This is a genomic window from Campylobacter sp. RM5063, assembly GCF_024723655.1.
Taxonomy (GTDB): domain Bacteria; phylum Campylobacterota; class Campylobacteria; order Campylobacterales; family Campylobacteraceae; genus Campylobacter_D; species Campylobacter_D lari_D.
Genome location: NZ_JANQDA010000009.1, coordinates 33,846 through 60,180 on the forward strand (window position 1 = coordinate 33,846; position 26,335 = coordinate 60,180).

Here is a 26,335-nt window from a genome sequence, read left to right on the forward strand (position 1 = left end):
TTATCCTTTATTTTAATAAATCATTGATTAAATTTTTCATATCGGCTACGATAGCTTCAATACTTCTTTCACCATTGATTACATGGTGGATATTTTCTTTAGTATAAAAATTTGTTATTTCTTCTAAAGGTTCTAAATAAACTTTCATTCTATTATTAAAAACTTCTTCGTTATCATCAGCACCTCTAGCACGCCCTAAAACTCTTTCTCTAGCAACTTCTTCGCTAACTTTAACTTCTATCACACCTTTTAAAATTACTTCACTTTGATTTTTTAATACCTTATCAAACTCAAGCATTTGTTCAACACTTCTTGGATAACCATCTATTAATATAGTATTAGTTGGTGCATTTTTTAAAGCAGTGATGATAGTATTAACTACCACTTCCAAAGGAACCAAATTTCCTTTAGAAATAAAACTATCAATAGTCTTTCCAAGTTCGCTTCCACTAGCCACTTCTGCTCTTAGCAAATCACCTGTAGAATAATGAGTAATGCTTGCATCATCTGCAGCTATGATGCTTGCATCGGTTGTTTTACCACTACCTGGTGCACCTATGATTAAAAATAATTGTTTCATTTAGTATTCTCCCTTAATCTTATACCTAGTTCTCTCATTTGTTCATTGCTTACTTCGCTTGGAGCTTGAGTCATAAGACATTGCGCTCTTTGTGTTTTAGGAAATGCTATAACTTCTCTAATACTTGAAGATTTTGTTAAAAGCATAATAAGTCTATCAAGACCTATTGCTATACCACCATGTGGTGGTGCTCCAAAACTTAATGCATCAAGTAAGAAGCCAAATTTCTTTCTTTGTTCTTCTTCATCAATATTTAAAAGCTTAAATACTTTTTGTTGGATAGGACTTTTGTGAATTCTTATACTACCACCACCTAATTCTACACCATTTAACACCACATCATGTGCAATAGAATTAATTTCTTCTAAGTCTTGCTCATCAATATTTTTTGGCATAGTAAATGGATGGTGCATTGCAGAATAGCTTCCATCATCATTTTGTTCAAACATAGGAAAATCAATAACCCATAAGAATTCTAATTTATCCTCATCGATAATTTTCATTTCATCGGCAAGGAATAATCTAAATCTGCCCATATAATCAAGCACAGTTTTTTTAATCCCTGCGCCAAAAAATACTACATCACCAACTTCTAATTCACATCTTTGGATTAAAGCATTTAAGTCCTCTTCGCTAAAGAATTTACAAAGTGGGCCTTTAGGACCATCTTCTTTCATTTGTATAAATGCAAGCCCTGCTGCTCCAAATTTACGCACAAATTCTTCAAATCTTTGCATTTGGCGTTTAGAAAAAATCGTATCGCCTTTTGGAACTCTTAAAGCTTTAATACGATTTTTCTTCGTGTCTTTTGCGATATTTGCAAAAATTTCATTATTTGATTTTGCAAAAATATCAATCACATCAATAAATTTCATATCAAATCTTAAATCAGGCTTATCAGAGCCATAATTTTCCATAGCTTCTTTGTAACTCATTTGCCTAAAAGGTATGCTAATTTCTTTTCCGCAAGCTTTGAAAATATCTTTAAGTAAATTTTCTGCCATAGCTATGATATCTTTTTGTTCACAAAAACTCATTTCTATGTCTATTTGAGTAAATTCAGGTTGGCGATCTGCTCTTAAATCCTCATCTCTAAAACATTTTGCAATTTGAAAATATCTATCAAATCCTGAGCACATTAAAAGTTGTTTGAAAAGTTGAGGGCTTTGAGGTAGGGCATAAAATTCACCTTGATGTACGCGTGATGGTACTAAATAATCCCTTGCGCCTTCTGGAGTAGCTTTGGTTAAAATAGGGGTTTCAACCTCTAAAAATCCCATTTTTGCTAAAGAATTTCTTGTTGCTATACAAGCAGTTGATCTTAGAGCAAAATTATCATAAAGTTTTTTGCTTCTTAAATCTAAAAATCTATATTTTAATCTTAATTCTTCATTTACACTTTCATCGCCTATAGCAAAAGGTACTACAGCACTTTCATTTTCAATAGTAAGTTTATTTATAACAACTTCTATTTCTCCGGTTTTTAATTTTGGATTTACAAGTCCTTCACCGCGTGGGCGAATTTTTCCTTGTGCTATTAAAACATATTCATTTCTTACTGATGAAGCTATATTATGTGCTTCTTGATTATCTGCTGGATCGCATACTAATTGTATAAGTCCGCTACGATCTCTAAGATCGATAAAAATTACACCTCCATGATCACGGTAAGAATTTACCCAACCACATAATGTTACTTCCTCGCCAACATTTTGTATGTTAAGCTCTGTATTATAATGAGTTCTCAAAATTTTTCCTTAGCTTAATTTTGTTCAATTTTGTTATTATAGTATTTTATTCTTTTGCTTAGCTAAGTTTTGTTATAATTTTTTTATGAAAAAATGTATCAATATAGAAAAAATTCAAAAAGTAGGCTTATTTTGCAGGTTAAATACAAATTTAAATGAGCAAATTGCTTTTTTAAAAACAATTTTTTTGCAAAAAAATATAGAGCTTGTGCTATTAGATCAGAAAAAAAATAATCTTAAAGATTTACAGAAATTAGATTTTTTAATTTCTCTAGGTGGGGACGGCACGCTTTTGTCTTTATGTAGGCAAGCTTATCAAGCAAAAAAGCCTATTTTGGGTATAAATGCAGGAAATTTAGGTTTTTTAACTGCTTTTTCTTTTAGTGAGGTAGAAAGTTTTTTAAAAGATTTTTTTAAAAGTAATTTTAAAATAGAAAAAGCCAAAATGCTTCAAATAATGCTTTGTAAAAAAAATAAGATTATTAAAAAATTTGCTTTTAATGACGCAGTTTTTTCTCGTGATAATGCTTTAATGGCAAATGTGGAAGTTTTCTTTGAAAATAAACTTTTTAATGCTTATTATGGAGATGGTTTGATTATAGCTAGTTCAAGTGGTTCAACTGCTTATAATATTAGCGCAGGTGGACCTATAGTACATCCTTGGAGTGAAATTTTTGTTCTAACTCCGGTTTGTTCTCATTCTTTAACTCAAAGGCCTATAGTTTTACCTTATGGTTTTGAGCTTGAGCTAAAAGTTGAGCATTGTTTGCTGTATTTAGATGGGCAAGAAGTGATTAATCCTAAAGAATATGATAGAATTCTTATAGGGCTTAGCAAGAAAGAACTTAGTTTTATACATAAAAAAGATAGAGATTATTTCCAAGTTTTAAAAGAAAAGTTAAATTGGGGTAAGTGATGATAGAAAGTATTTTAATCAACGAAAATTTAGGTTTTAAACAAGCAAAATTAGACTTAGAAGCGGGACTTACTGTCTTTACTGGTTTAAGTGGTGCTGGAAAGTCTGTGCTTTTTAAGGCCATTTTGGCAGCTTTTGCTTTAAGTGAGAGCGAAGCTAAAATGGTGGAAGTTTTGTTAAATGATGAGCTTGAATTAGATGAGTTTGGCATTGAAAATGAAGAATTAAATGTATTTAAACTTTTAAAAGATAAAAGCTCGCGTTATTTTGTCAATAATCAACTTATTTCAAAAAAGAATTTAGCCTTACTTTCTAAGAAATTTGTAAAATATCTTTCAGCTAAGGAAAATAATGAGTTTTCAAATGAAAGATTTTTAAACTTACTTGATTTTATGCAATCAAAAGAAGATAAGAAATTTAAAGATTTTTTAAATGAATATAAAAATGTTTATAAAGAATATATAGAAAATAAAATTAAATTAGAAAAAATTCAAGAAGAAGAAAAAAAGGTAGAAGAATTAAAAGAATTTACAAACTTTGAAATACAAAAAATCCAAAGTATTAACCCAAAAATAGGCGAATTTGATGAGTTGATGAGTTTAAAAAAAAGGCTTTCTAAAAAAGACAAAATCGATGCAGCTTGGAACAGGGCAAGCAAAATTTTTGAATTAGAATCAGCAGTGATTGAAGCTTTGCAAATTAGTGATGTTGATAGTTCATTTTTTTCAGAGTGTTTAAATGAACTAAGGGTGGTGTGGGAAAATCAAAGTTTTGATGATTTTGATTTTAATATAGAAGAAGTGCTTGATAGGATAGAAAAACTTTCTTCTTTGATTTCAAAATATGGAAGTATAGAAGAAGCCTTAGAAGCTTTAGAGAAGAAAAAAGCAGAATTAGCTCATTATGAAAATTTAAGTTTTGAAAAAAAAGAATTAGAAGAGAAAGTGCAAAATGCTAAAATACTTTTAGATGAGAAAAGCCAAAAATTAAGCACTTTGCGCAAAAAAAGATTAAAAGAGCTTGAAAAATTACTTAATTTTTATCTTGAAAAACTTTATATGAAAGAGATTAAATTAGAGCTTAAAGATTGTGCTTTGAGTATTTTAGGTAAAGATGAAGTGAATTTAAATATAAATGAAGCTAGTTTGAAAAATTTAAGCTCAGGTGAGATAAATCGTTTAAGACTTTCTTTTATCGCAACTGAATGTAATGTTACTAATAAAGCTAGTGGGATAATATTTTTAGATGAAATTGATGCAAATTTAAGTGGTAAAGAAGCAATGAGTATAGCTGAAGTTTTAAAAGAGCTTGCTAAGTTTTATCAAATTTTTGCAATTTCACACTTACCACAGCTTTCATCAAAAGCAAGCAATCACTTCCTAGTAGAAAAAATAGGAAATGAAAGTAGGGTAAGAAAGATAGAAAAAGAAGAAAGAGTAAAAGAACTTGCTAGAATGGTAAGCGGGGAAAATATTACCCAAGAAGCTTTAGAATTTACTAGAACTTTGCTTTAAAAACAAAAAGTAAATTTCAATATGATATAATTAGTTTTTTAAAATTATTTAAAGAGAGTGTTTTACCATGGAAGAAAAAATTTTAATCATTGATGATAATAAAATGCTAACTAAACTTTTAGCAAAAAAAGTAGAAAATACTTTAGGATTAAAGGTAGATGTTGCTTTTGATATGAATAGTGCAAAAGATTTATTGAAAAATGATTATTTTATGGCTTTTGTAGATCTTTGTTTACCAGATGCTCCTAATGGTGAAGTGGTTGATGTAGTTTTAGAAAAAAATATCCCCGCTATTGTTCTTACAGGAAGTAATGACGGACAAACTCGTAAAAAATTTATGGAAAAAGATATTATTAATTATATTCAAAAAGAAAGTGAAGATTGTATTAATGAAATGTTAAATTCTATTAGAATGCTTCAAAAAAATAATAAAACTAAGATAATTTTAGCAATTGCAAATGTAACTTTACGCGCAGAAATGAAGAAAAACTTAAACAATCAGCTTTTTAATGTTTTAGCAGCAGCTCATGGAGAAGAGGCACTAAGTTATTTAAGTGATCATCCTGATACAAAATTAGTAATTTGCGATGCTACTATGCCGGTAATTAATGGGGAAGATTTACTTGTAGAAATTCGCTCAAAATATTCTAAAATAGAACTTGGTGTGATTATGGTTGGGGATAAAGATGATGCATTAGAAGCAAGAGCTTTTAGAAAAGGTGTGAATGATTATGTGATTAGACCTTTCCAAAAAGAATCACTTAATTGTAGAGTAAATAATTGTTTAGATTATATGCAAAAATGTGTTTTGCTAGATGAGTATAGTTTAGGTAAAGATTTATTAACAGGACTTGATGATTATGCTACTTTTGAAAAAAGATTTTTAGATTATTTAGAAGATATACAAGAAAATGAAGAAATGGCGTTGGCTTTGATTGATATTGATAATCTTGCAACAATTAATTATGAATTAAGTTATGATTGCGGTGATGGAGTGATAAAATATACAGCCGAAAAGATTAAAGATCAAATTCGTGGTATGGATTTAGCTACTAGAATTGAAGATGGTAAATTCTACATTGCTTTAAAAAATATAAGCAATAAAGAGGCTTTAAAAGCTTTTTCAAATATAAGAGTTAATATTTCCAAAGAAAGCGTTTTGATAGCTTTAGACGAGGTTGATTATAGCATCTCTGTGGGGGTTGCTTTTGGTAGTAAAGGAAGCCAAATGCAAGATTTGTTCAATAACGCACAAAAGGCATTAGATTTAGCTAAGGCTAATGGAAAAAATAGGGTAGAGGTATGTTTTTAGATTGTGATTTTAGTGAAAAAATCATAGATACTCATTGTCATCTAGATAGCCAAGCTTATTTTGGATATTTAGATGAGATGTTAACGCATGCATTTGAAAATGGTGTAGATAAAATCATTATACCAGGTGCAGATATAAAAGATCTACCAAGAGCAAGAGAGATAGCACATACTTATGATAATGTGTATTTTTCTTGTGGGGCGCATCCTTATGATATAGATGATTTTGATTTAGAAGTTTTAAAAGAATTTATAGATGATAAAAAATGTATCGCAGTGGGTGAGTGTGGACTTGATTATTATCGTTTAAATACTAATGATGATACTATTAAAACAAGACAAAAAGAAGTTTTTATAGCTCAAATACAACTAGCCATTGAATATAAAAAGCCATTGATTGTGCATGTGCGTGAAGCTAATGAAGACAGCTTTAATATTCTAAAAACATACTCAAAAGAATTGCAAGGCGGTGTTTTGCATTGCTTTAATGCAAGCGAGCTTTTACTTCAACTAGCAGATGAAGGATTTTATTTTGGTATAGGCGGGGTTTTAACTTTTAAAAATGCAAAAAAATTAGTGGAAATTTTACCTAAAATTCCAAAAGATAAACTTGTTTTGGAAACAGATGGGCCTTATTTAACTCCAGAACCACATCGTGGTAAAGTAAATGATCCTATTTTAACGCATTTTGTAGCACAAAAAATATCTGATCTTTTAAAATTATCTAAAGTTGAAGTAGTAAAACTTACGAATTTAAATGCTAATCGTTTGTTTTTTCAAGGTTTATAATGAAAAAAAACTTTATATTTTTTATATTAGTATTATTATGCTTAAATGCTAAAGCCTTGCAGGTAACTCCTGAATATTATACTCAGCAAGCTCAAATTCTAAGAAATTTAGACATAGAAGCAAGCTATCTTAGTGATATGTTATTTTTAGAATTTAAAGAATCTTCTTTAAATATGCATTCTAAAACTTTAGTTGATACTATGAGAGAATTTTATAAAATCACTCCAATTATCCGTAAAATTTTAGAAAAAGAAAATATTCCTCAAGAATTTTTATATTTGGCAATTGTAGAATCTGGTTTAAAAATTCATAGTGTTTCTAGAACTAAAGCAGTAGGTGTTTGGCAGTTTATGAAGCCAACAGCACAAACTTTAGGTTTAAGAATAGATCCTTATGTTGATGAGAGAAGAGATTTAGTCAAATCAACTTATGCAGCCATTGCTTATTTAAAGCAATTAAAAGAGCAGTTTGGAAAATGGTATTTAGCAATTTTAGCTTATAATTGTGGTGATGGTAAATTACGCCAAGCTATAAAAAAAGCAAAAAGTGATGATTTAAGAATCTTGCTTGATCCTGATAAAAAATATTTACCATTGGAAACTAGAATTTTTATTAGAAAAATTCTTACTATGGCATTTTTGGCTAATAATAATGATTTTTTGATTTCACAAGATAGTGCTTTGCTTAATTATGCTCTATCGAGTGAAGTTAAAAAAATACCTGTTCCGCCAAGTGTTTCTTTAAGAGAGCTTGCTAAAGTGGCTAAGATGTCTTATAATGAATTTAAGCGTTATAATCCACATTTTAATTATGACTTTACTCCGCCTGATAAAAAAGATTATTATATGTATATTCCTTTAAGCAAAAGTGTGGCTGTAGAAAATGCATTAGAGAATGTAAAGCTAGCTAAAGTGGATACAACTATCCCACATACAAAAATTTATATAGTAAAAAAGGGTGATAGCCTTTATACTATTGCAAAAAAACATAAAATTAGTGTTGAAAGCATTAAAGAATATAATAAAATCAAAGGAAACTTGATTAATATTAATCAAAAACTTGTGTTAAAAATTAAGGAGAATAACAATGCAAAAATCAAAACTACTCAAAAATTACCAAAAAACTCTCATACAAAAGTCGTTAGTCGTTAGTTGTGTAGGGGTTTTATTTAGTGCTTGTAGTATGGTGCCTATTAGCACACCTACTGTGTATTATCCAGAAAGAGATTTTAAAAGTATAAAGCATAATAATACAGGCTTAAAAGGCACTATGAAACCTTATACTATTAATGGTAAAACATATTATCCAACCGTAGTAGAGGTAGGTGAGACTGCTGATGGTATAGCTAGTTGGTATGGACCGGGCTTTCATGGTAAAAAAACTTCCAATGGTGAAACTTATGATCAACATGCTTATACAGCAGCTCATAAAACTTTACCTATGAATACTATAGTAAAGGTAACTAATTTAAAAAATCATCGTCAAACTACCGTAAGAATAAATGATAGAGGACCTTTTGTAGCAGGTAGGATTATAGATTTATCTAATATGGCCGCAAGAGATATTGATATGATTCAAGCAGGAACAGCTCCTGTAAGACTTGAAGTAATTGGTTTTGGAACAAGTGCAAATTCAGGTTCAGTGCATACTAATTCTAATTTAGGTAGCAGTGGGGAGATTGCTGATAGTGGCCATATTTTCCAAGGTGGAGCTTTTATGGTGCAAATTGGGGCATTTAGAAATAAAAGTGGCGCAGAGTTAATAGCAAGTAGATATAAAAATTATAATTCTTATACTTCAACAATACAAACAAGTGCTAAAGATGGTTTACATAGAGTATTTTTAAAAGGCTTTAGAAGCGAGCAAGAAGCAAGGGATTTTGTTGATGGTGGTTCTTTTCCCGGTGCGTTTATAGTAAGAGAGTAAAATTATGATAGAGCTTATTTTTTTAGATGTAGATGGTTGTCTAACAGATGGTAAAATCATCTACACACAAAATTATGGTGAAATTAAAGAGTTTAATGTAAAAGATGGTGCAGCAATTGAGGCTTGGCAAAAGCTTGGCAAAAAAGTTGCTATTATTACAGGCAGGACTAGCGAGTGCGTGTATTTTAGAGCTAGAGATTTAAAAATTGATCTAGTATATCAAGGTATTAGTGATAAATTAACTTGCGCTAAAGAAATTTTAGAAAAATTAAATTTAGACTTTTCTCAATGTGCTGCTATTGGGGATTATTATAATGATATGAGTTTACTTGAAGCAGTTGCTTATAGTTTTAAGCCAAAAGATGCGCATAAGGCTTTAAAAACTGATAAGGTTTTAAATAGAAAAGGTGGTAATGGAGCAGTGAGTGAGATGATAGAAATTTTAATTGAACATAATAATATGCAAGCTCAATGGGATAAACTTTGGCGATAAAAATTTTTGCTATATTAATGAGTTTATTTGCCTTTGTTATGGTGATTTTAAGTACTCAAGATCCTTATTTGTTTGCAATAAAACCGCAAAAGGTAGATGTGGCAAATATGCAAGCTTTTGATGTGCTTGATTATGAGCTTAATACATCTGTTACAAAAGCTAGCTATCAAGCAAGTCGTTGGGTAAAATACCAAGATAAAGATATTTTTGATGATTTTAAAGTGCAAGCACTTGATTATAATTTAAGTTCGGATTTATTAGTAAGAAATGATGAAAAATCCATTTTAGAAGGTAATGTAAGTTATTTTGATCAAAATCAAACTTCTATTTTTACTCAAAAAGCAATTTATGATATGAAAAATAAAATTTTATTTTCCAATGAAAAATTTAAGGCATATATAGGGTTAAATGAGGTTTTTGGGGATAATTTTTTATATGATGTGAGTCAAAAAGAATTAAAAATTCAAGGAATAAAAGCATGGTTTTTAGAGCAATAATTTTTTTGTGTTTGTTAAATTTATTTGCATTTAGTGCTCAAAAAATAGAAGTTTATGCTAAAGATTTTTATTTGGATGAGAAAAATGAAACGAGCATATTAACCGGTGATGTGGAAGTAAAAAAAGGTAAAGATATTTTAAATTCGCAAAAATTAGTCATTTATATGAAAAATAAACAACCCATTAAGTATATAGCTACTAAAGATGCTAAATTTAAAATTATGATGAAAGATAAGATTTATCATGGAAGTGGTGATGAGTTTGTTTATAATGTAGCTAAAGATACATATGAAATTAATGGTAATGCAAAAATTATAGAAGTGCAGTCAAAAAAAGAGCTTATAGGTGATAAAATTATAGTAGATAGAAAAAATATGACTTATAGAGTAGTTAGTAAAGATAAAAAACCTGCTAAATTTGTATTTGAAGTAAAAGAATGATATTAAATGCTAAATTTTTAACTTCTGCTTCTAAAATAAATGAAGCTCCACAGCCTATATATACTGAAATTGCATTTTTAGGCCGCTCTAATGTAGGAAAAAGTTCTTTGATTAATACTCTTTGTAAGAATAAAAATTTAGCAAAAAGTTCTTCAACTCCGGGCAAAACCCAACTCATTAATTTTTTTGAAGTTGATTGTAAAAAAGATGAGGATAAATTTAAATTGATGTTTATTGATTTACCTGGTTTTGGCTATGCTAAAGTGAGCAAAAAAACTAAGGCTATTTGGAATAAAAATTTAGATGAGTTTTTAAAAGAGCGTAGTTCTATCAAACTTTTTATTCATCTAATAGATTCAAGACATGAAAATTTAGATATTGATGCAAATTTGGATTTGTATTTAGATTCTTTTATTAGAGCTGATCAAAAAAAAATAATAGTTTATACAAAAGCAGATAAGCTCAATCAAAGTCAAAAAGCAAAAATTTTAAATGTAAATAAAAATGCCATTTTAGTTTCAAATTTGAAAAAAAGTGGTATTGATAAATTAGAACAAAAAATTATTTTAGAGAGCTTAGGTTTTAATGAGGAGTAGAAATTTAGTAAAAAATAGATTTGATTTTTCTTATTTATTTTTTTATTTATCTTTGATTTTTTATCAAGTGCTAAGCTCTGTTTATTATTGGATGCCTCCTTTGTTTGGCGTGTTTTTTTGTTATATGATAGTGCTTTTAAAAGAAAAAGAAAGAACTCTTAATAAGCTTGATTTTAGATGGTATTTTTCTTTGTTTTATCTTTTATTAATTGATATTATCCATGGATTTTATCTTTTTAGTTCTTGGATAGCTTTTTTTGTTTTTTATCATCTTTTTGTTGATTGGTTTAAAAGTAAATTAAAACTAGGCCATTATTTGCTCGTTATATTTACCTTTTGTGCTTATATTTTTATCTATCTTTTTGATGTATTTTTGGCGTATTTAGATAATAGTCAAATTTTAAAATTTGGTATTGAATATCTGTGGTTTTTTGTCGTTGAAGCTTTGATTTCTTTTGTTATTTTTAAAGGGAAAATCTAATATGCGTATGCGTTTGGTGATGGGATTTATAGCTTGTTTTTTTATACTTTTACTTGCTAGAGTGTATTATATAAGCATTAAATCTAATGTTTATTATGAAGAAATAGCTAAACAAAATGCCATTAAAACGCAATTTTTAGCACCTGTAAGAGGGCAAATTTTAGATGTTAAAGGTAGGCCCTTAGCAGTAAATAAATTAGGTTTTTCAATCTCTATAAAGCCATATTTGTATATAAAAAAGAAAAACAGAAATCTTTTAGAGCAGGAATTGCAAGTTATAGTAGATGCTTTTCCTGATTTAAACATAACTAAATTAAAACGAAATTATATAAAAGCAGATTCTTATTATAATCAAGATTATATAGAAGTGGTTCCATTTATAGAATATGATGCTATGATTAAGCATTTTACTAAGCTTAATTTGCGTGAAAATATGCAAGTTAAATCTACTACTCAAAGATTTTATCCTTATGATGCTTTAGCTAGCCATGTTATAGGTTATGTTGGAAAAGCAAATTTAAACGATATGAATGAAAATGAAATTGCAAGATTAACTAGCTATGTAGGGCGTAGCGGTATAGAGCGTTCTTATAATGAAATTTTGCAAGGTCAAAAGGGTGAAAAGGTTAGCAAAGTAAATGCGTTAAATAAAGAAATAGAAGAACTTTCTTATAAAAAACCTACTTCAAGTAATATCACTTTAAGCATTGATCTTGATTTGCAAGAATACTTGGCTAGTATTTTTGAAAATTTAGCAGGCGCTGCTATAGTAATGGATGTAAAAAGTGGAGCTATTTTAGCAGCGGGTAGTTTTCCTGAATATAATCTCAATCCTTTTGTTACCGGTATTAGTCAAGAAGAATGGGATAAACTTTCTAATGATTTAAACCATCCTTTTACTAATAAACTCATTAATGGTCTTTATCCTCCAGGTTCAGTTATAAAAATGGGAACAGCTTTAGCATTTTTAGATAGTGGAAAAGTGAATGAAAATCATAAATATTTGTGTGATTCTAACTTTGAACTTGGTGGTAGAAAATTTAGATGTTGGAAGGCTATAGGTCATGGTTATGTAGATATGACAGATGCTATTAGAGAAAGCTGTGATGTATATTTTTATAAAGGAGCTTTGGAGGTTGGTATTGACATTATTAGTTCTGTTTTTGAAAGAATAGGTTTTGGTGCAAAAACAGGAGTGGATTTACCTAATGAATTTATAGGAACGGTTCCTAATAGAATTTGGAAAAAAGAAAAATACAATCAATCTTGGTATCAAGGTGAAACTTTAAATACAAGCATAGGTCAAGGTGATTTTCTTGCTACTCCTATGCAAGTGGCTAAATTTACAGCTATGATTGCTACGGCTAAAAATATCACACCGCATTTTTTACATAGCATTGATGATAATGTTACTAAGGTAAATTTTGACAATAATGAAAGTGTTTTTACGACTTTTGAATTATCAAAACTTCCACTTTTAAGGCGTGCGATGTATGAGGTGGCCAATGTTGATGGTGGAACTACAGCAAGATTTTTAAGAAATTCTCCTATTACTATAGCAGCCAAGACAGGAACAGCTCAAGTAGTTGGAATTTCCCAAAGTGAAAAAAAGCGTATTAAAGAAGAGGATTTAGAGTATTTTTTAAGATCTCATGCTTGGATTACTTCTTATGCGCCTTATGAAAAACCTCAATATGTAGTAGTAGTTTTAATCGAACATGGAAAAAGTGGTAGTAGCGCAGGCGGACCTGTACTTGCTAAAATTTATCAAAAACTTATAGATTTGGGTTATATTGATAAAAAATATATTAAGAAAAAAGCTAAATGATTAGCATTCCATCGCCATAAGAATAAAAACGATATTTGTTTTTTATAGCTTCATGGTAAAGTTCTAAAGTTTTTTCTCTACCTATAAAAGAGGCCACAAGCATAATAAGAGTTGATTTTGGTAAGTGAAAATTAGTGAGTAAAAAATCAAGTCTTTGTGGGGTATTTTGTGGGTGTAAAAACAAATCACAAAAACCTTCTTTTAATTTTTTTCTATGATAATACTCTATACAACGAGTAACTGTGGTGCCTACACCAAGTATTTTTTTAGAAGAATTAATCAAAGCACAAGTTTCATCATCAACATAGAAAAATTCTGAATGCATTTTATGCTCGCGTATATCTTCGCATTCTACACCTTTAAAAGTTCCCGCACCAACATGAAGTGTGATAGTATGGATATTATGATTTTTTTTAAGTTCTTTTATCATTGCTTCGTTAAAGTGCAAGCTTGCAGTGGGTGCAGCAACCGCACCTTGATTTTTGGCAAAAATGCTTTGATAGTTAATGTTATCTTGTGCTTCATCTGCTCTTTTAATATATGGTGGTAAAGGTATATGGCCTATTTTTTCTAAAATTTCAAAAACTTCATGATGATTGAATTTTTTTTCATCATTAAAAAATTCTACTTCTCTTGTGCCATCATCGTGTAATTTTTTGATTTTAGCTTTTAAAGAATTTTCAAAATATAAAATTTGTCCTTCTTTAACCTTGCCACGAATTTGAACTAAAAAATCATTATTTTTTAAAGGGTGATTAATGAAAAGTTCTATTTTGCTACCACTTTCTTTAAATCCATAAATTCTTGCTTTTATTACTTTAGTGTCATTAAAGATAATTTCACAAGGTGGTAAAATTTTAGCTAAGTCCTTAAAATGTAAATGTAAAATTTGATCTTTACATCTTTCATAAACTAAAAGTTTAGCATTCTCCTTGGGTAAGATAGGAAAATTTGCTATAAGTTCATTAGGTAAATCATAATCATAACTAGAAAGCAAAAGATCTTTATCAATCGTTTTCATCATTTTCTTTTTGACTAGGATTAACTTTTTTGGCTATGTAAATAGAAATTCCATAAAGTCCGCACAAAGGAACGGCCATTAAAAATTGTGAGATTATATCAGGTGGTGTCATCATAGCTGAAAAAACAAAAATCACTAAAACTGAAACCCTAAAGTGTTTTTTTAAAAATGCATCATCAATAAGTCCAAGTTTGGCAAAGAAAAAGGTTATCACAGGCATTTCAAACGCTAAGCCAAAGGCAACTACAAGTTTAGTAAAAAATCCCACATACAAGCCTATGCTGATTAAAGGTTTAAAATCTTGAGTTTGCACCCCAAAATCAATTAAAAATTTAAAAGCCAAAGGTATGACTATATAATAACAAAATAAAGCTCCAAGCGCAAACATAATGCTAGCAAAGCTTACAAAAGGCACTACTAATCTTTTTTCATTATCATAAAGTCCTGGTGCTACGAATTTCCAAAACTGCCAAAAAATAACCGGTAAAGAAATCAAAAAAGCTGTAAAAAATGAAACTTTCATTGCAGTAAATAAAGGCTCTTGTAATTCAACGAAAGTCATTTGTTTTGAAATTTCAGGTAAAGCTGCTTCAACGGGTGCTTTTAGTATATCTATGATATAACTATTAAAACTAAAGCATACAAAAAACATTACAACAACACAAGCTACGCTTATAAATAATCTTTTTCTAAGTTCTACTAAATGTGGTTTTAATTCTTCAAACATTCTTAGCTTTCCATTTTTTGAGTATTTTTTTCATCTTTTTGAGTTTTTTCTTCTACACGCGAAAGTTCTTGTATATCTTTTTCTAAATCATTAATTTCACTTTTTAACTCTTTGGTGTTATTTAAAATATCTTCTTTGAGTTGATCAAATTCTTCAAAACTCAGTTTTTTTCTGATATTTTCGTTAGTTTGTGAAAATTCATCTTTGTATTTTTGTGCTTCATCTTTTAACTCTGCTATTTTTAATTCTTTATTGATACTTGCTTTTGCTTCATCAATATTACTTTTAATGGCTTTTAAAATTTTTGCAATTTCAACTATAGTTGAAGGTAGTTTTTCAGGCCCAAGAACTAAAATAGCTATAACTAAAATAACTAAAATTTCTCCAAAACTCATTATTTTATCTTCTTTCGCTTAAATATATAGTTTGCATTTTACATAAAAATACTTAAAAATACTATTACTTTTATAATATTAATATATAAAGATATATTGATATATTAATATATTTTTGTTATGCTTATTTTAAAATGAAATGGAGTGAAAGATTATGGAAAAGCTATTTTTTATTTTTAAAGATTTTTTGATTTTATTTGTTGAAATTTCTATTTTATTTATATTAGTTAGTATGCTCATTGCTTATCTTAATGAGCGTTATGCTAAATTTTTCAATGAACATTTAAAGAAAGATTCTTTTGTAAGTTATATAAAGGCTATTCTTTTGGGTAGCTTAACTCCCTTTTGTTCATGTTCAAGCATACCACTTTTAAATGCATTTTTAAAAGCTAAAGTACCACTTGGAGTATGTATAGCTTATTTGATAACTTCGCCTTTAATTAATCCTATTATAGTAGTGATGTTTGTAGTAAGTTTTGGCTTAAAAATCTCTTTACTTTATGTGGGATTTTTATTTAGCGTGATTTTATTTATTGCTTTTTGTGTTTCAAAAATAAACACTCAAAGATTTTTTAATGAAGACTTTTTAAAAAATGATTTAGAGCAAACTTCAAAGTGTTGTTCTAATGATACTTCTAAAAGTTTATGCTGTGAAAAACCTAGTTCTATTTTTGTTAAAAATTCTAAAATTAGCAGTAAAATTTTAAAATTTAAGACTAAAACAAAAGAAAATAAAATCAAAATATTATTTATGCAAAGCTTTAATGAATATAAAAAAATTCTGCCATATATTATTATTGGTATGGGTATCGGGGCTTTTATACACGGCTTTTTTCCACAAGATTTTTTTCAAAATTATATGAAAGATTATGGGGTATTGGGTGTATTTGTAGCAGCATTTATAGGGGTTTTGCTTTATATGAATTGCACTGCTATGATTCCTGTAGCACTAGCTTTAACTACCAGTGGAATTCCGCTTGGTATAATGATGAGTTTTTTAATAGCAGGAGCAGGGTGTTCTTTACCTGAGCTTATTTTGCTTAAAAGAATTTTTAAAACAAGCTTTTTGTTTTTATTTGCAGGTATGATTGTTTTTATTGCAATTAGTTTTGGACTTTTAATGTTTTTTATATAAGGAATTTTATGCAAGAATTTTTAAAAATAACAAGTGCAATTAACGATGAAAGCAGGATTTTAATCCTAGCTTTTTTACAAAAATATGGAAAACTTTGTGTGTGTGATTTGCAAAGCTCTTTAAATATGAGTCAATCAAGGCTTTCAAGACATTTAAAAATTTTAAAAGAAGCTAATTTTTTAGAAGTAGATAGACAGGGTGTTTGGGCGTATTATGGAGTAAAAGAAAATTTAAATAATTTTTGCAGCGATATATTAAAAAATATCAATGAACTTTCTATAAAGCTTCCTGAATTTAAAAGAATTTCTTGTGAATGCAAAGCTTAAGTGCTAATATACAAAGCTAGTTCATCGCTTAAAAGATAATTAGTATTATAAAAAATTCCATTTTTATATACTAATTTCCCTTTTTTGCTAAGAAACATTGCCTTTTCTTTTTCTAAAGGTTCTAGCTTTGTTTCATCTACTCCTATAATACTTCTAAGTCCTAGAAAAATATGCTCTAAACACAAATCTTGTAAATTTAAATTTTCAACCTCTCTAAAACAAGGATTTGCTATATAATCTTTTAAACTTTTTTTAGTATAAAATCTTTGATTTTTTGAAAATCCTACCGCACTTAAACCACATCCTATATAGTCTTTTCCTTGCCAATAAGCAAGATTATGTTTGCAAATTTGTCCAAAATTACTGATTTCATATTGTTTATAACCAAGATTTTCAATTGCTTTGATAAAATGTTTTGCAAGGCGTGGAGCGTTTTTTTTATAATGAAATTTTTTAGCAAATCTTGTCTTTTCTTCTATAGTTAAATTATAAGCACTCACATGATTAATATCAATTAAAGCGAGTTTAGAAATTTCATAATCAAGCATTTTACTATCATCGAGTTTTGTATCATAAATTAAGTCTAAATTTATATTATTAAATCCTGCTTTTTTTGCATTTTCTATACTTGTAAAAATGCTTTTTTGATCATGAATACGCCCAAGGAATTGTAATTTTTTTTCATGAAAACTTTGCACCCCAAAAGAAATGCGGTTAAAACCTAAATTTTTTATCTCTTTAAGCCAAGAAAAATTGCTTGAGTTAGGATTTGCTTCTATGCTTATTTCATTATTTTTTTGTAAATAACTTTGCAAAAAAATAAAAATTTTTTCATAAAAATTAACACCCATTAAACTAGGAGTACCACCACCTATAAAAATAGTTTTTATGGAATTTTTATCAAGCTTGAAAAAATCTAATTGATATTTTATATCTTGCATTAATGCGTTTAGATAATCTTTTTCAAAATCTTTTTTTTTAAGTGAAGTAAAAGAACAATAAAAACATTTACTTTCGCAAAATGGTATATGTATATATAAATGCATAAAACTTCTTTAAAATGTGATTATAAATTCGTATTTTTTTGTTAGAATTATATTATTAAAAAGTCAAGGATAAGAAAATCATGGAAAAAGAAAAAAAATATAGGCCAAATGTAGCCGCAATAGTGCTATCATCAGCTTATCCTTTTGAATGTAAAATTTTACTCGCTAAACGCAATGATATGGAAAATATATGGCAGTTTCCTCAAGGTGGAATAGATGAGGGAGAGGATGCTAAAAGTGCGTTATTTAGAGAATTAAAAGAAGAAATAGGTACAGATGAGATTGAAATTTTAGCCGAACATCCTGAATGGATTAGTTATGATTTTCCACCTAAGGTTGCACAAAAAATGTATCCTTATGATGGTCAAAATCAAAAATATTTTTTAGTTAGATTAAAAAACAAAGCTATTGTTAATCTAAATACTAAAAATCCTGAATTTGATGCTTATAAATTTGCTTCATTAGAAGATGTGTATGATATGATTAATCATTTTAAAAAGCCTATATATATTAGGGTTTTAAAATATTTTAAAGAAAGGGGGTATATTTAATGCTGGTCGTACAAAAATATGGGGGAACGAGTGTAGGAACGCTTGAGCGTATTGATGAAGTTGCTAAAAGAGTGGCAAAAAGTAAAAAAACTTGCGATAAATTAGTTGTAGTAGTTTCTGCAATGAGTGGAGTTACTAATGAGCTTATTGATTTTGCACATCATTTTAGTAAAAATCCTTCAGGTCGTGAGATGGATATGCTTTTAAGTAGTGGTGAGCGTGTAACTTCATCTTTACTTGCTATTGCATTAAATGAAATGGGTTTAAAAGCTACTGCATTTTCCGGACGCAATGCAGGGATTATTACAGATGATGTTTATACTAAAGCAAGAATTGAACACATTGATACTACAAATATCAATAAAGCTTTAGATGAGGGGTATATTGTAGTAGTTGCTGGCTTTCAAGGTATCGACAAAATGGGTAATGTTACTACTTTGGGTCGTGGTGGAAGTGACTTAAGTGCAGTTGCATTAGCAGGAGCTTTAAATGCTGATTTGTGTGAAATTTATACTGATGTAGATGGGGTATATACTACCGATCCTAGAATTGAGCCAAAGGCTAAAAAGCTAGATAAAATTTCTTATGAAGAAATGCTAGAGCTTGCAAGTTTGGGAGCTAAAGTTTTACAAAATCGCTCTGTAGAGCTTGCTAAAAAATTAAATGTAAAATTAGTTACTAGAAGTAGCTTTAATGAAAATGAAGGGACGATCATTACTAAGGAGGAAAATATGGAACAAGCTTTGGTTAGTGGTATAGCACTAGATAAAAACCAAGCAAGGGTTACTTTAAGAAATATTGATGATAAGCCAGGAATTGCTGCTGAAATTTTTGGAACTTTGGCAAATGAAAATATCAATGTAGATATGATTATCCAAAATGTAGGTGTAGATGGAGCTACAAATTTGGGCTTTACTGTGCCTGAAAACGAGCTTGATTTAGCAACTAATGCTATGAAAAAAGTTTTAGGTGCTAATGCTAATATAGAAACAGATAGTGCAGTGGTAAAAGTTTCAGTTGTGGGTGTGGGTATGAAATCACATTCTGGAGTAGCTTCAGCAGCTTTTAAAGCATTGGCAAATGAAAATATTAACATACAAATGATTTCTACAAGCGAAATTAAAATTTCAGTCATCGTGCATGAAAAATATGGCGAATTAGCTGTAAGAGTATTGCATGAAGTTTATAAACTAGATGTATAAATGAGCAATAGTTTTTTAAAATTTACCCTAGAGCAAATCCGAGAAAATGGCACTTATACAAGTTGGTTAGAAGAAAGGCGTCTTGAATGGTCGCCTTTGATAGCTTCTAAATTAGCTTTGCTTTTACAAGGTTATACTTTTATTGTGATTACTGATGAGCAAAGAGCTTGGTTTGAAGAGTATTTTTTAAGCCAAATCAATGCTAACACCACAAGACCTTTAGTGCCTTTTGTGTCTTTAAAAGGAATTTATAATAAGGCTTGCAATACCCAAGAAGATATAGATTTGCTAAATGATCTTTTAAGTATTTCTTTTCCTAATGGTTATGCTTTTTTTTATATAGGAACTAATACAGGATTTAAATTTAAAATCGCCAATTCTAAAGCAGAAAGTATGCTTTGGCTTTTTGATGAGCAATTGCAAAATAGCTTTTATCTTTCCTCACGCGATAAGGAATTAGACTATAAACTTATTTCTTTATATAAAGTATTTGAGCAAAGCTTAGAGGCTGTGCTTTTTTCTAAGGTAGAAATTTGAATCTAAGAAATAAAATCATTATCCATAATGATTTTGAACTAATGCAAGAAAAGCTCACAGAAGAATATGGAACAAAAAATCTTAGATTTTTCATACCTAAAAACCCTGATTTAGAATTAAGATTAAATGACTTAACTTATGACAAAAACGCTCAAGCAACGGCAAGGGCTATTATGAAAGAAAGTTATATGGCTGAAGCACAAGCTAAAATTATTGTTATACTAGCTAAGTCTTTTCGTGAAGAAGCACAAAATTTTTTATTAAAGCTTTTTGAAGAGCCACCAAAAAATGTATATTTTATTATCGTAGCTCCTTCAAAAAATGTTTTTTTACCTACTATACTTTCAAGATTTGTCATAGAAAAGCATAAAATTCAAAAAGAAAAGATGTCTTTAAATTTAGATCTTAAAAAAATGGATCTAGCTCAAATTGCTTCATTATTAAAACAATATGAAAATATAGACAAGCATGAGTGTTTGGATTTAATTAGTGCTTTAAGCTATGAGTGTTTTAAACAAGATATAAAATTAAACGATGAAGAAATTGAATTTTTTTATAAAGCTTATGAGCTTGCTAAATTAAATGCAAAGCCAACTATTTTACTAAGCACCATAGCTTTAATTTTACACGAGAGAAAAAATGAAAATCATTAAAATCAATCCTAACACAGACTTTGAGCAAATTTCTAAATATATAAAGCCACATAAAGCAGGTGAGAAAATTATGAGTGAAAAAACTCAAATTCATTTTTTTCTTATCAAAGAACTAAGAGCACCTGCTGCAAATATACTTAAACAAGATGCGCTAAGGGTTGGAGCTGAACTTGTAACACATAAAGAAGTTATACTAGGTAAAGAACATACTAATGCCTTACTTATGGTAACACAAGATCAAGCTAAAAAGCTTATAGAAAAAGAAAAACTACAAGATTTTAAGCTTAAAAATTTAGCACTATTTTTAAAGTCTAATTTCGCTAAACCAAAATATGCAAAAATTATGGGTGTGATTAATATTAATGAAGATAGTTTTAACGCTCAAAGTAGGGTTAAAGAAAATGAAGTTTTAGAAAAAATAGAACTTATGATTTCTCAAGGGGCTGATTATATAGATATAGGCGGGGTTTCTTCAAGACCTGGTAGTGTGTATTGTGGGAAAGAAGAAGAGTTTAAGCGTTTAAAAAATACCTTAGATTTAATCTATAAAGAAAAACTTTATGAAAAATGTATTTTTAGTTTAGATAGTTTTGATGAGTATTGTTTAGAATATGCTTTAAATAAAGGCTTTAAGCTTATTAATGATATCACCGGTTTTAAAAATGAAAATTTAGCCAAACTAGCTTTAAAATACAAAGCCACTTATACACTCATGCATATACAAAATACCCCACAAAATATGCAAGATAACCCACATTATGAAGATGTGTTAGCCGAGCTTGATGATTTTTTTACACAAAAGCTAGAAAGACTAAGTGAGCTTGGTTTAGAAGATGTGATTTTAGATGTTGGTATTGGTTTTGGTAAAAGTCCTTGGCATAATATGATGTTAATCAAACACTTAGAGCATTTTTTACGCTTTGAAAAAGAACTTTTGATTGGAGCTAGTAGGAAAAGTATGATAAATGCTTATTTTAACTCAAGTGTTAAGCAAAGACTAGCGGGTACGCTTTATTTGCATTTAGAGGCTTTTAAAAATGGTGCAAGCATTATAAGAGCACATGATGTGTATGAGCATAAGCAAATGTTTGAACTTGCAAAAGCTATGGATGAACTTTCTTTGGAGTAGTGATGACTTATCAAGAGTATTTAGAAAAGGTAAAATTAGCAAAAGAATGGATGAGGGCTTATTATGAAGATGATGAGCCTTTAGCAAGCGATGAAGAATATGATAAACTTATAAGAGAGTTAAAAGCATTTGAAACACTTCATCAAGAAAAGATTTCTAAAGATTCTCCTACGCAAAATATCGCTCCTATTATACAAAGTGAATTTCACAAACTTGCACATAGTGCAAAAATGTGGTCTATGGAAGATGTTTTTGATGAAGCTGAGCTTAGAGCTTGGGCAAAAAGAGCTAAATGTGAGTTTGATTTTTTCATAGAACCTAAATTTGATGGAGCGAGTTTAAATCTTACTTATGAAAATGGTATTTTAATCAGCGGTGCTACAAGGGGTGATGGAGAAGTAGGCGAGGATATTACTTTAAATGTAAAAGAAATATCAAACATACCTCAAAAAATTCCTTATAAAGACAAGATAGAAATTCGTGGCGAAGTGGTGATTTTAAAAGAAGATTTTGAAAAAATCAATGAAAAAAGAGCTAAAGATGGCTTGAGCTTATTTGCAAACCCACGCAACGCAGCAAGTGGCTCTTTAAGACAGCTTGATACAAGCATTACAAAAGAAAGAAATTTAAAATTTTATCCTTGGGGAGTGGGGGAGAATTCTTTAGAATTTAGCAAGCACTCTGAAGTAATGGAGTTTGTAAGAAGTCTTGGTTTTTTAAAAGATGATTTTGTTTTTTGTGTTAAGACTTTAGATGAGGTTTTAGAAAAATATCACGAGCTTTTAGAAAAAAGAGATCAAAAGCCTATGATGATGGATGGTATGGTTGTAAGGGTAGATGATTTAGCTCATTGTAAGCTTTTGGGTTATACCGTGAAATTTCCAAAATTTATAGCTGCGTTTAAATTTCCTGCTTTGGAAAAAACTACAACATTACTTGGGGTTAATTTACAAGTTGGAAGAAGTGGGGTGATTACCCCTGTGGCGGTTTTAGAGCCTGTAAATTTAGATGGGGTTATCGTAAAGTCTGCAACCTTACATAATTTTGATGAGATAGCTAGACTTGGAGTGATGATAGGCGATAGCGTAAGTGTGATAAGAAGTGGAGATGTTATACCTAAAATCACTAAAGTTTTTACTCAAAGGCGTGATGGTTTAGAAAGTAAGATCACTAAACCAACTCTTTGTCCTGAGTGTTTAAGTGAACTTTTAGATGAGGGTGCTTTTTTAAAATGTCAAAACTTAGATTGTAAAGCAAGACTTGTAAATTCTATCATACATTTTGTATCTAAAAAGTGTTTGAATATAGACGGCCTTGGAGAAAATATCGTCGAGCTTTTGTTTAAAGAAGGAAAAATCACTAACATAGAAAGTATATTTTTCTTAAAATATAGTGATTTTGAAGGCTTAGAAGGCTTTAAAGAGAAAAAAATCAACAATCTTCTAAGTGCTATTGAGAATGCAAAAAAATGCCCCTTATCAAGGTTTATCACTGCTTTGGGTATAGAGCATATTGGTGAAGTAGCAGCTAAAAAATTAGCTCAATCTTTTGGCTTTGAATGGTTTATGCAAAGCTATGAAGCTTATGCAAATTTAGAAGGCTTTGGCGAGCAAATGGCTAAAAGCTTAGAAGAATTTACCCATGTCAATGCAAATCGCATTAAGCATTTTTATGAAATTTTACATTTAGAAGATGAGAAAAAAGAGCTTATTATAAATGATAATATTTCTAATAAAACCTTTGTTATCACAGGCACTTTAAGCAAATCACGCGATCATTTTAAAGAACTAATTGAAAACTTTGGAGCAAAGGTAAGTTCAAGTGTGTCTAAGAAAACTGACTTTGTATTATATGGAAGTGAAGCAGGCTCAAAGCTTGAAAAGGCTCAAAACTTAGGGGTTAAGTGCATCAATGAAGCTGAGTTTAACGCTCTTTTAGGCGGTGATGATGAGGTATGATGTCTTTGTAAGTGCAAAGTTAAACATTTCTCGCAACAAAGCTTGTGAGCTTATAGAAAACAAGCAAATTTTACTCAATAGTGAGTTTAAAAAAACCTCTTTTAAAATCACATCTTTAAATCCTTTAGAAGATGAGAGTTTAAAACTCACGCTTTTAGAAGAGCTTTTTGTAAGCAGAGCTGCTTTTAAGCTCAAGCATTTTTTACAAGAGTATACATTTACTATCAAAGATAAAATTTGTTTAGATATAGGTTCATCGACCGGAGGTTTTGTGCAAATTTTACACCAAAATAATGCTAAACACATTACAGCTTTAGATGTAGGTTCTAACCAACTTCATGAGAGCTTAAGAAATTTAGAAAATATCCAAATTTGTGAAAACACTGATTTGCGTGAGTTTAAAAGTGAAATTTTATATGATGTTATCACTTGTGATGTGAGTTTTATATCTTTAACACATTTGATTTTTCATATAGATAAACTTGCTAAAGATCTTATCATCTTGCTTTTTAAACCTCAATTTGAAGTAGGTAAAAATGCTAAGCGCGATAAAAACGGAGTGGTAAAAGATACCAAAGCCATCAAAAATGCTAAAGAAAGCTTTGAAAAAGCTTGTGCAAAGCTTGGTTGGATCTTGCAAGCAAGTCAAGAGTCACACTTAAAAGGAAAAGAAGGTAATGTTGAGTTTTTCTACGCCTATAGAAAAAACTAAGATCACAAATTTAGCCATGGGGCGTTTTGATGGTATGCATTTGGGGCATTTTGAGCTTTTTAAGCATTTAGATGAAAATGGTGCCTTATTTATCATCACTAAAGAGGAAAAAGAAGCCCTAACACCTAAGGATTTTAGAGTAAATTTGGTTGATTTTCCTTTGATTTTTTGTGATTTTGATAAAATCAAGGACTATAAAGGCGAGGATTTTTTAAAGCTTTTAAAGCAAGAATTTCCCAAACTAGAAAAGATCATTGTAGGTTATGATTTTAAATTTGGCAAAGAAAGAAAATGCAGTGCCAAAGACATACAAAGTCTTTGTGGTATAAACACCATCATCGTAGATGAGTTTAAAATTCAAAATAAAAGTGTTCATGCAAGTATGATTAAAACCTTACTTAAAGAAGCAAAAGTCAAAGAAGCTAAAAATTTTCTAGGTAGATTTTATAATATACAAGCAAATATCATCAAAGGTCAAGGCATAGGCGCTAAAGAGCTTTTTGCAACTTTAAATTTACATACAAAAGACTTCTTTTTACCCAAAGATGGCGTATATGCGACTTTAGTAAAGATTGAAAATAAAAGCTATCATAGTGTAAGTTTTATAGGCATAAGATCTACTGATGAAAATTTTGCTTTAGAAACGCATATTTTAGATGAAAATTTCACAAATACAAAAGCAATTTCAGTTGAGTTAAGTTTTATTGACTATATAAGAGCTAATGAAAAATTTAACGACTTAGCCTTATTAAAAGCACAAATTAGTAAAGATATTGACAAAGCAAAAGAAATTTTAGGAAGATTAAATGAAAGATGAAATTTTTAAAAAACCCTTGGAAAAACAATTTGAATTTGATAAAAGCGTAGCAAGTGTTTTTGATGATATGGTGTCAAGATCTGTGCCTTTTTATACGCAAAATTTAAAACTCATAGTCGAACTTATTGATCATTTTGCACCACAAAATGCGAGAATTTGTGATCTTGGTTGTTCTACGGCTAGTTTATTGCTTGCACTTTATGAAAAAAGAAAAGATTTTCTTTTAAGCGGGGTTGATGAAGCTAATGCTATGTTAGAGATCGCCAAAAACAAATGTCAAGCCTTTGGAGCTAGGGTGGAATTTCATCAAAAAAATTTAGATGATTTTGAGTTTTTTAAAAATGATGTTTTTATAGCTACTTATACTTTGCAGTTTATCCGCCCACCTAAAAGACAAGAATTAGTTGATAAAATCTATCAAAACTTAAAAGAAAATGGTATATTTGTGCTTAGTGAAAAAATTCTTTATGAAGATGTAAAAATAGCTAAAAAAATGATACAAATTTATGAGCAATATAAACTAGAGCAAGGTTATAGTAAGCTAGAAATTTCAAGCAAACGAGAAGCCTTAGAAAATGTCCTCATTCCTTATACTCAAAATGAAAACATAACTATGCTTAAAAAGGCAGGATTTTCTAAAGTAGAAAGTGTTTTTAAATGGGTAAATTTTGAAACTTTCATAGCTTTTAAATAAAAATATTTTTTATAACAATGTGTTTTAGAAAAATAATTATGAAGCCATGGAAGCAAAAATATTATTTTTTAACCATAAAGTCTATTTTATAGTAATTTTAAATTTAAGATACTTCTTATCTTAAATTATACTTAAGTAAAAATTTATAAATAAAATATTAATATTCTACACTTATTGTTAAAATATTAGCAATGGGTATTGTAAAACACACAAACAAATAATGAATCAATCAAATACATTAACTATTTTTGAAAGGACTTTTTCAATGAATATAAATTTATCTAAAAATTGCCTTATGGGGGGGGTAGCACTT

29 protein-coding genes are annotated in these 26,335 nt (G+C 29.3%); 23 read left to right on the forward strand and 6 right to left on the reverse strand.

Annotation, left to right across the window (positions count from 1 at the left end; genetic code table 11):
• Positions 1-7 precede the first annotated feature (7 nt).
• Together CAMP5063_RS04520 and aspS are read right to left on the reverse strand one after the other, a co-directional pair.
• The gene (locus CAMP5063_RS04520; RefSeq protein WP_263737723.1) at positions 8-580 is read right to left on the reverse strand and encodes an adenylate kinase; all 573 of its coding nucleotides are present in this window, start codon (positions 578-580) and stop codon (positions 8-10) included.
• On the reverse strand, positions 577-2,328 hold the full coding sequence (gene aspS, locus CAMP5063_RS04525; protein WP_133319218.1) for an aspartate--tRNA ligase: 1,752 nt from the start codon (positions 2,326-2,328) through the stop codon (positions 577-579). The genes CAMP5063_RS04520 and aspS overlap by 4 nt, the downstream gene beginning before the upstream one ends.
• A gap of 85 nt (positions 2,329-2,413) precedes the next feature.
• On the opposite strand from aspS, the gene CAMP5063_RS04530 reads away from it, so the two are divergent.
• From CAMP5063_RS04530 to mrdA, 12 genes are all read left to right on the forward strand, one after another.
• Positions 2,414-3,244: an NAD(+)/NADH kinase gene (locus CAMP5063_RS04530; protein ID WP_263737722.1), complete on the forward strand. Its 831-nt coding sequence runs from the start codon at positions 2,414-2,416 to the stop codon at positions 3,242-3,244.
• A complete protein-coding gene (locus CAMP5063_RS04535) occupies positions 3,244-4,758 on the forward strand; it encodes an AAA family ATPase (RefSeq protein ID WP_337194888.1) in 1,515 nt (504 codons plus the stop codon). Before CAMP5063_RS04530 ends, CAMP5063_RS04535 begins: the two co-directional genes overlap by 1 nt.
• Before the next feature lie 67 nt (positions 4,759-4,825).
• Positions 4,826-6,070, forward strand: coding sequence for a bile resistance response regulator CbrR (gene cbrR, locus CAMP5063_RS04540; protein WP_263737720.1), 1,245 nt, complete (start codon positions 4,826-4,828; stop codon positions 6,068-6,070).
• Positions 6,061-6,858 carry a TatD family hydrolase gene (locus CAMP5063_RS04545; protein ID WP_263673161.1) on the forward strand — a complete coding sequence of 266 codons (798 nt, stop codon included), beginning with the start codon at positions 6,061-6,063 and terminating at the stop codon, positions 6,856-6,858. Before cbrR ends, CAMP5063_RS04545 begins: the two co-directional genes overlap by 10 nt.
• Entirely contained in the window at positions 6,858-8,009 is a 1,152-nt protein-coding gene (locus CAMP5063_RS04550) for a lytic transglycosylase domain-containing protein (protein ID WP_133319213.1), read from the forward strand. Before CAMP5063_RS04545 ends, CAMP5063_RS04550 begins: the two co-directional genes overlap by 1 nt.
• Complete coding sequence (locus CAMP5063_RS04555) at positions 7,945-8,784, forward strand: septal ring lytic transglycosylase RlpA family protein (RefSeq protein ID WP_133319212.1); 840 nt, start codon at positions 7,945-7,947, stop codon at positions 8,782-8,784. Before CAMP5063_RS04550 ends, CAMP5063_RS04555 begins: the two co-directional genes overlap by 65 nt.
• A 4-nt stretch (positions 8,785-8,788) precedes the next feature.
• Positions 8,789-9,277: an HAD hydrolase family protein gene (locus CAMP5063_RS04560; protein WP_133319211.1), complete on the forward strand. Its 489-nt coding sequence runs from the start codon at positions 8,789-8,791 to the stop codon at positions 9,275-9,277.
• Positions 9,278-9,294: 17 nt separating this feature from the next.
• On the forward strand, positions 9,295-9,774 hold the full coding sequence (locus CAMP5063_RS04565) for a hypothetical protein (RefSeq protein ID WP_337194889.1): 480 nt from the start codon (positions 9,295-9,297) through the stop codon (positions 9,772-9,774).
• On the forward strand, positions 9,756-10,214 hold the full coding sequence (gene lptA, locus CAMP5063_RS04570; RefSeq protein WP_133319209.1) for a lipopolysaccharide transport periplasmic protein LptA: 459 nt from the start codon (positions 9,756-9,758) through the stop codon (positions 10,212-10,214). Before CAMP5063_RS04565 ends, lptA begins: the two co-directional genes overlap by 19 nt.
• The gene (yihA, locus tag CAMP5063_RS04575; protein WP_133319208.1) at positions 10,211-10,810 is read left to right on the forward strand and encodes a ribosome biogenesis GTP-binding protein YihA/YsxC; all 600 of its coding nucleotides are present in this window, start codon (positions 10,211-10,213) and stop codon (positions 10,808-10,810) included. The genes lptA and yihA overlap by 4 nt, the downstream gene beginning before the upstream one ends.
• The gene (locus CAMP5063_RS04580; RefSeq protein ID WP_133319207.1) at positions 10,800-11,291 is read left to right on the forward strand and encodes a hypothetical protein; all 492 of its coding nucleotides are present in this window, start codon (positions 10,800-10,802) and stop codon (positions 11,289-11,291) included. The genes yihA and CAMP5063_RS04580 overlap by 11 nt, the downstream gene beginning before the upstream one ends.
• A 1-nt stretch (position 11,292) precedes the next feature.
• Positions 11,293-13,119: a penicillin-binding protein 2 gene (gene mrdA, locus CAMP5063_RS04585; protein ID WP_263737719.1), complete on the forward strand. Its 1,827-nt coding sequence runs from the start codon at positions 11,293-11,295 to the stop codon at positions 13,117-13,119.
• Here the strand turns inward: mrdA and queA are convergent.
• From queA to tatB, 3 genes are read right to left on the reverse strand one after another with little or no spacing between them, the layout of a single operon-like run.
• The gene (gene queA, locus CAMP5063_RS04590) at positions 13,112-14,140 is read right to left on the reverse strand and encodes a tRNA preQ1(34) S-adenosylmethionine ribosyltransferase-isomerase QueA (protein WP_263661309.1); all 1,029 of its coding nucleotides are present in this window, start codon (positions 14,138-14,140) and stop codon (positions 13,112-13,114) included. The two genes, mrdA and queA, sit on opposite strands and share 8 nt — an antisense overlap.
• Entirely contained in the window at positions 14,127-14,867 is a 741-nt protein-coding gene (tatC, locus tag CAMP5063_RS04595; RefSeq protein WP_133319204.1) for a twin-arginine translocase subunit TatC, read from the reverse strand. Before tatC ends, queA begins: the two co-directional genes overlap by 14 nt.
• 2 nt (positions 14,868-14,869) lie before the next feature.
• Positions 14,870-15,262: a Sec-independent protein translocase protein TatB gene (gene tatB / locus CAMP5063_RS04600; RefSeq protein ID WP_133319203.1), complete on the reverse strand. Its 393-nt coding sequence runs from the start codon at positions 15,260-15,262 to the stop codon at positions 14,870-14,872.
• A gap of 154 nt (positions 15,263-15,416) precedes the next feature.
• Here tatB and CAMP5063_RS04605 point away from each other — a divergent pair, with 154 nt between their 5' ends.
• Positions 15,417-16,397: a permease gene (locus CAMP5063_RS04605; RefSeq protein WP_337194890.1), complete on the forward strand. Its 981-nt coding sequence runs from the start codon at positions 15,417-15,419 to the stop codon at positions 16,395-16,397.
• Positions 16,398-16,405: 8 nt separating this feature from the next.
• Complete coding sequence (locus CAMP5063_RS04610) at positions 16,406-16,723, forward strand: ArsR/SmtB family transcription factor (protein ID WP_133319201.1); 318 nt, start codon at positions 16,406-16,408, stop codon at positions 16,721-16,723.
• Here the strand turns inward: CAMP5063_RS04610 and hemW are convergent.
• Positions 16,720-17,769: a radical SAM family heme chaperone HemW gene (gene hemW, locus CAMP5063_RS04615; protein WP_337194891.1), complete on the reverse strand. Its 1,050-nt coding sequence runs from the start codon at positions 17,767-17,769 to the stop codon at positions 16,720-16,722. The two genes, CAMP5063_RS04610 and hemW, sit on opposite strands and share 4 nt — an antisense overlap.
• A gap of 80 nt (positions 17,770-17,849) precedes the next feature.
• On the opposite strand from hemW, the gene CAMP5063_RS04620 reads away from it, so the two are divergent.
• The 9 genes from CAMP5063_RS04620 to cmoA are packed head-to-tail and all read left to right on the forward strand — an operon-like array spanning position 17,850 to position 26,022.
• Entirely contained in the window at positions 17,850-18,320 is a 471-nt protein-coding gene (locus tag CAMP5063_RS04620) for an RNA pyrophosphohydrolase (protein ID WP_133319199.1), read from the forward strand.
• A complete protein-coding gene (locus CAMP5063_RS04625; protein WP_133319198.1) occupies positions 18,320-19,522 on the forward strand; it encodes an aspartate kinase in 1,203 nt (400 codons plus the stop codon). Before CAMP5063_RS04620 ends, CAMP5063_RS04625 begins: the two co-directional genes overlap by 1 nt.
• Positions 19,523-20,059, forward strand: coding sequence for a HobA family DNA replication regulator (locus tag CAMP5063_RS04630; RefSeq protein ID WP_133319197.1), 537 nt, complete (start codon positions 19,523-19,525; stop codon positions 20,057-20,059).
• 41 nt (positions 20,060-20,100) lie between these two features.
• Positions 20,101-20,712: a DNA polymerase III subunit delta' gene (locus CAMP5063_RS04635; protein WP_318529734.1), complete on the forward strand. Its 612-nt coding sequence runs from the start codon at positions 20,101-20,103 to the stop codon at positions 20,710-20,712.
• Positions 20,699-21,841: a dihydropteroate synthase gene (gene folP / locus CAMP5063_RS04640; protein WP_337194892.1), complete on the forward strand. Its 1,143-nt coding sequence runs from the start codon at positions 20,699-20,701 to the stop codon at positions 21,839-21,841. Before CAMP5063_RS04635 ends, folP begins: the two co-directional genes overlap by 14 nt.
• A 2-nt stretch (positions 21,842-21,843) precedes the next feature.
• Positions 21,844-23,799, forward strand: coding sequence for an NAD-dependent DNA ligase LigA (gene ligA, locus CAMP5063_RS04645; protein WP_133319194.1), 1,956 nt, complete (start codon positions 21,844-21,846; stop codon positions 23,797-23,799).
• On the forward strand, positions 23,789-24,511 hold the full coding sequence (tlyA, locus tag CAMP5063_RS04650; protein ID WP_133319339.1) for a 23S rRNA (cytidine-2'-O)-methyltransferase TlyA: 723 nt from the start codon (positions 23,789-23,791) through the stop codon (positions 24,509-24,511). Before ligA ends, tlyA begins: the two co-directional genes overlap by 11 nt.
• The gene (locus CAMP5063_RS04655) at positions 24,477-25,328 is read left to right on the forward strand and encodes a bifunctional riboflavin kinase/FAD synthetase (RefSeq protein ID WP_133319193.1); all 852 of its coding nucleotides are present in this window, start codon (positions 24,477-24,479) and stop codon (positions 25,326-25,328) included. Before tlyA ends, CAMP5063_RS04655 begins: the two co-directional genes overlap by 35 nt.
• Complete coding sequence (gene cmoA, locus CAMP5063_RS04660; RefSeq protein ID WP_133319192.1) at positions 25,318-26,022, forward strand: carboxy-S-adenosyl-L-methionine synthase CmoA; 705 nt, start codon at positions 25,318-25,320, stop codon at positions 26,020-26,022. The genes CAMP5063_RS04655 and cmoA overlap by 11 nt, the downstream gene beginning before the upstream one ends.
• The last annotated feature ends 313 nt before the right edge of the window (positions 26,023-26,335 follow it).

Coding starts and splice junctions, on each gene's coding strand:
- CAMP5063_RS04520 (WP_263737723.1), bottom strand. CDS start 580: ATGAAACAATTATTTTTAATCATAGGTGCACCAGGTAGTGGTAAAACA.
- CAMP5063_RS04530 (WP_263737722.1), top strand. CDS start 2,414: ATGAAAAAATGTATCAATATAGAAAAAATTCAAAAAGTAGGCTTATTT.
- CAMP5063_RS04535 (WP_337194888.1), top strand. CDS start 3,244: ATGATAGAAAGTATTTTAATCAACGAAAATTTAGGTTTTAAACAAGCA.
- cbrR (WP_263737720.1), top strand. CDS start 4,826: ATGGAAGAAAAAATTTTAATCATTGATGATAATAAAATGCTAACTAAA.
- CAMP5063_RS04545 (WP_263673161.1), top strand. CDS start 6,061: ATGTTTTTAGATTGTGATTTTAGTGAAAAAATCATAGATACTCATTGT.
- CAMP5063_RS04550 (WP_133319213.1), top strand. CDS start 6,858: ATGAAAAAAAACTTTATATTTTTTATATTAGTATTATTATGCTTAAAT.
- CAMP5063_RS04555 (WP_133319212.1), top strand. CDS start 7,945: ATGCAAAAATCAAAACTACTCAAAAATTACCAAAAAACTCTCATACAA.
- CAMP5063_RS04560 (WP_133319211.1), top strand. CDS start 8,789: ATGATAGAGCTTATTTTTTTAGATGTAGATGGTTGTCTAACAGATGGT.
- CAMP5063_RS04565 (WP_337194889.1), top strand. CDS start 9,295: ATGAGTTTATTTGCCTTTGTTATGGTGATTTTAAGTACTCAAGATCCT.
- lptA (WP_133319209.1), top strand. CDS start 9,756: ATGGTTTTTAGAGCAATAATTTTTTTGTGTTTGTTAAATTTATTTGCA.
- yihA (WP_133319208.1), top strand. CDS start 10,211: ATGATATTAAATGCTAAATTTTTAACTTCTGCTTCTAAAATAAATGAA.
- CAMP5063_RS04580 (WP_133319207.1), top strand. CDS start 10,800: ATGAGGAGTAGAAATTTAGTAAAAAATAGATTTGATTTTTCTTATTTA.
- mrdA (WP_263737719.1), top strand. CDS start 11,293: ATGCGTATGCGTTTGGTGATGGGATTTATAGCTTGTTTTTTTATACTT.
- queA (WP_263661309.1), bottom strand. CDS start 14,140: ATGAAAACGATTGATAAAGATCTTTTGCTTTCTAGTTATGATTATGAT.
- tatC (WP_133319204.1), bottom strand. CDS start 14,867: ATGTTTGAAGAATTAAAACCACATTTAGTAGAACTTAGAAAAAGATTA.
- tatB (WP_133319203.1), bottom strand. CDS start 15,262: ATGAGTTTTGGAGAAATTTTAGTTATTTTAGTTATAGCTATTTTAGTT.
- CAMP5063_RS04605 (WP_337194890.1), top strand. CDS start 15,417: ATGGAAAAGCTATTTTTTATTTTTAAAGATTTTTTGATTTTATTTGTT.
- CAMP5063_RS04610 (WP_133319201.1), top strand. CDS start 16,406: ATGCAAGAATTTTTAAAAATAACAAGTGCAATTAACGATGAAAGCAGG.
- hemW (WP_337194891.1), bottom strand. CDS start 17,769: ATGCATTTATATATACATATACCATTTTGCGAAAGTAAATGTTTTTAT.
- CAMP5063_RS04620 (WP_133319199.1), top strand. CDS start 17,850: ATGGAAAAAGAAAAAAAATATAGGCCAAATGTAGCCGCAATAGTGCTA.
- CAMP5063_RS04625 (WP_133319198.1), top strand. CDS start 18,320: ATGCTGGTCGTACAAAAATATGGGGGAACGAGTGTAGGAACGCTTGAG.
- CAMP5063_RS04630 (WP_133319197.1), top strand. CDS start 19,523: ATGAGCAATAGTTTTTTAAAATTTACCCTAGAGCAAATCCGAGAAAAT.
- CAMP5063_RS04635 (WP_318529734.1), top strand. CDS start 20,101: ATGCAAGAAAAGCTCACAGAAGAATATGGAACAAAAAATCTTAGATTT.
- folP (WP_337194892.1), top strand. CDS start 20,699: ATGAAAATCATTAAAATCAATCCTAACACAGACTTTGAGCAAATTTCT.
- ligA (WP_133319194.1), top strand. CDS start 21,844: ATGACTTATCAAGAGTATTTAGAAAAGGTAAAATTAGCAAAAGAATGG.
- tlyA (WP_133319339.1), top strand. CDS start 23,789: ATGAGGTATGATGTCTTTGTAAGTGCAAAGTTAAACATTTCTCGCAAC.
- CAMP5063_RS04655 (WP_133319193.1), top strand. CDS start 24,477: ATGTTGAGTTTTTCTACGCCTATAGAAAAAACTAAGATCACAAATTTA.
- cmoA (WP_133319192.1), top strand. CDS start 25,318: ATGAAAGATGAAATTTTTAAAAAACCCTTGGAAAAACAATTTGAATTT.